Origin of the sequence: Lysinibacillus telephonicus (assembly GCF_003966145.1) — a bacterium.
Taxonomy (GTDB): domain Bacteria; phylum Bacillota; class Bacilli; order Bacillales_A; family Planococcaceae; genus Ureibacillus; species Ureibacillus telephonicus.
In genome coordinates, this window is the sequence record NZ_RXNR01000127.1 from 1 (window position 1) to 3487 (window position 3487).

At 32.8% G+C, this 3487-nt stretch carries 2 protein-coding genes and 1 pseudogene; 2 read left to right on the forward strand and 1 reads right to left on the reverse strand.

Going from position 1 to position 3487, the window contains the following annotated elements; genetic code table 11:
• Positions 1–1049 precede the first annotated feature (1049 nt).
• Together EKG35_RS20330 and EKG35_RS20335 are read left to right on the forward strand one after the other, a co-directional pair.
• Complete coding sequence (locus EKG35_RS20330; RefSeq protein WP_126296372.1) at positions 1050–1373, forward strand: DUF485 domain-containing protein; 324 nt, start codon at positions 1050–1052, stop codon at positions 1371–1373.
• Entirely contained in the window at positions 1373–2917 is a 1545-nt protein-coding gene (locus tag EKG35_RS20335; protein ID WP_126296373.1) for a solute symporter family protein, read from the forward strand. The genes EKG35_RS20330 and EKG35_RS20335 overlap by 1 nt, the downstream gene beginning before the upstream one ends.
• 160 nt (positions 2918–3077) lie before the next feature.
• Here EKG35_RS20335 and EKG35_RS20340 read toward each other — a convergent pair.
• A pseudogene (locus EKG35_RS20340) lies at positions 3078–3299 on the reverse strand (EamA family transporter); the annotation flags it as partial.
• Positions 3300–3487: the final 188 nt, after the last annotated feature.

The window sequence follows — 3487 nt, forward strand, 5'->3', positions numbered from 1 at the left end:
GTAGACATGGTAGGACCATCTTATCGAATATTAGACACAAAGGAATGGTTGGAAAATAGTCAGGTTTAAGTGGCTCAGTTTTTAATTAATAAATGGCTCAATTTTTACTTGCGAAATACAAACGACTTTGGTGACGAATTTTATTCAAGATATTTCTTGTTCATCCAAAGTAGGTAGATAAACTGTGTTCAGTGGGACTATAGAGTGGATTTTTGATGAAGAAAAGAATACAGAATATTGGGCTTTAGAAAAGGGAAAAGAATTTACACTAATTATGAAGCAAATGCACTTGTTAAATGGTTAAACAATATAAGATTTAAAAGAGTGCTCGCTAAATTAATCAGGAATCCTCAATTAAAATTAATTGAATAATTTCTTAAATCATTGCAATTTGAAAATATTTAAAAATTATTATGGGAAGATAAGTGATTAGTTATTGGTCTATTTGAAATTTTTCTAGTTTACATAATATAAATTATATGAAGTTGAGTCTCGTTTCAAAAGTATACTTCAAATAGTGAGACAGAAACTGAAAATCAACTTAATATCTTATTTTTTCATCTAAATTTACATTATATTTCAACTCTATTTTTTTGCAGCGTTTAATAGATTCCAAAAATCGTCCTGGACTTCATAATTCATCTTTTTTCACTGTAGCAATATTATTTACTCCAACTAATTTCATTTCTAATCGATTTCATATAAATTCCAATTTATTTATTACAATATAGTTTCCATTCCAAATCCCTTCAGTAAATATCTTCCTTCTTAAAGCGTTTTAGGTATGTCAACCATCAATTATGTCCATATTTTCTCTTTTGGTAATATGCTGATTGTTATACTGATTAGTTAAAAAATCACTTATTTAATCGTTTTTTAAAATAATTTCTCTATTAATCTAATTTTTTAAAAATATTTTTTCGAATAATTTGTAGAAAAAGTATTGCAATTTTGTGAACGCTTAAATAAAATGAAAATTGTAAAATCTATTAAAATAGAATTTTGCAATCATTAAGCAGTAAATTTAAACAGAAAATGGGGGTATGTTTATGGCGAATAATCAACAACCGAATATTGATTATGACAAAATCGCGGAGATGGAATCGTTCAAACAGCTATCAAAGAGGAAAAATACTTTTTTATGGTCACTAACAGCTATTTTCCTTATTGCTTATTTGTTACTTCCTGTTCTAACTTCGTATACTCAAATTTTGCACCAAAAAGCAATTGGTGAAATTACTTGGGTATGGATCTACTCTGCAGGTCTATTTATTATGACTTGGGGTCTTGCTCACCTTTATGTATCAAAAGCAAATTCATACGATAAAGAAGCAAAAGCGATTATCGATGAATACGAAAGAGGTGTTAATTAATGAGTATTACTGCTGTTGTTATGTTCTTGGCAATTGTAGGTTTAACACTGGCTATTACTTGGTGGGCTTCTAGAAGAACGAGTACTGCAACCGACTTCTATACTGCTGGTGGTGGTTTAAAAGGTTGGCAAAATGGACTAGCTATTTCGGGTGACTATTTATCAGCTGCCTCTTTCCTAGGTATTGCTGGATCTATCGCATTAACAGGATTTGATGGATTCTTCTTCTCTCTAGGATATTTAGTAGCTTACTTAGTGGTTTTATACATTGTTGCAGAGCCATTACGTAACCTTGGTAAATTTACTTTAGCGGATATGATTTCTGCACGTTTTGACGCTAAGAAAGTCCGTGGAACTGCTGCATTAAGTTCAATTGTTATCGTATTATTTTACATGATTGCACAACTTGTTGGTGCAGGTGCACTTATTCAACTATTATTAGGTATTGATTATTGGATTGCAGTACTTCTTGTAGGTTTCATGATGACAATCTATGTTCTTTTCGGTGGAATGACTGCAACTTCTTGGGTTCAAATTATTAAAGCTTGTTTATTGATGCTTGGTACAGTAATTATTTCATTCTTAGTATTAGCTAAATTTAATTTCAATATTTTAACTATGTTCTCACATATGACAACAGCAACTGATGCTGGTCAAGCTTATTTAAACCCAGGATTAAAATATACAAATGGTATTGATACAATTTCAATGTTGATTGCCTTAGTACTAGGGACTGCTGGACTTCCACATATTTTAATGCGCTTCTTTACTGTTAAAGACGCACAAACAGCACGTTCATCTGTTATTTGGGCTACTTGGATTGTAGGTATATTCTATGTATTAACTATCTTCTTAGGATTCGGTGCTGCTGCTTTTGTAGGTAAAGAAACTATTATAGAAGCAAATGCTGCAGGTAACATGGCTGCCCCACTTCTTGCGCAAGCTTTAGGTGGAGATGTTTTATTCTCCTTCGTTTGTGCGGTTGCTTTTGCAACGATTTTAGCCGTAGTGGCAGGACTTGTACTTTCTGGTGCTTCAGCATTATCACATGATATTTATGGTCAAATTATTAAAAAAGGTAATGTAACTGAAAAAGAACAAGTTGTTGCTGCACGTGTAGGATCAATTATTATTTCAGTTATATCAATCGTTTTAGCATTAGGAGCTCAAAGTTTAAACGTAGCGTTTTTAGTATCATTAGCGTTCTGTATCGCTGCCTCTTCAAACTTACCAGTAATTATTTATACAATTTACTGGAAGCGTTTCAATACTACTGGTGCAGTAGCAGCAATGCTTACAGGTTTAATTTCAGCACTAATACTTGTGGCAATCTCTCCGAACGTTTGGAATCCAGAAGCTGGTAAAGCAATCTTTGTTGGGGAACCATTAATTTTCTTAACTAACCCTGCCATTGTATCTGTTCCACTTGGATTCATAGGTGGTTTGATTGGTACACTATTATCTAAAGAAACTGATGAAGCGAAATATCGCGAAGTTGATGTTAAAGCTCAAACTGGTATTTCAGTACATGATGTTTCTCACTAAAATAATCAAGAAGCCGTCCAAAAGTCATTTGGAACGGCTTTTTCTTTTTCGAGGAGATTATGCTCTTAAAATTCTCATTAATAATTGATATAGAGGAAGTATCTTGAAATTCTTCAAGATAGACACTCCCTTTTTTTATTTCTGAAATTATTGTACGGTACTATCCCCTATTCCTTGACAGTAAAACAATGGTTAATAAAATAAACACTGTACCAAGCCAATCAACCCAGCCAAAGGATACCCCTAAAAATAATACTGCAGTGAGAGCTGCTGATAGCGGTTCAGCACAAGCTAACAAACTTGTTTCTGAGGCTGTTAAATACTTTAAACTTTCTAAATAACTATAAAAGGATAACACGGTGCCACATATCACAATAAATAAACAATCATGAGTTTTTTACACCCAACCCTGGCATGAAAATAAGTACCTTCGGTTCATAATGGTAATGATGTTTATTGCAAAATAAAAGTGCAGACTTGTGCAAAGAATTTGTACAGAGTCTAGCACTTTTTTAGTGCAAAAAAATAGACTTGCCAGCCACCCCAAGTCATTCTACTGTTAAAGTGTCG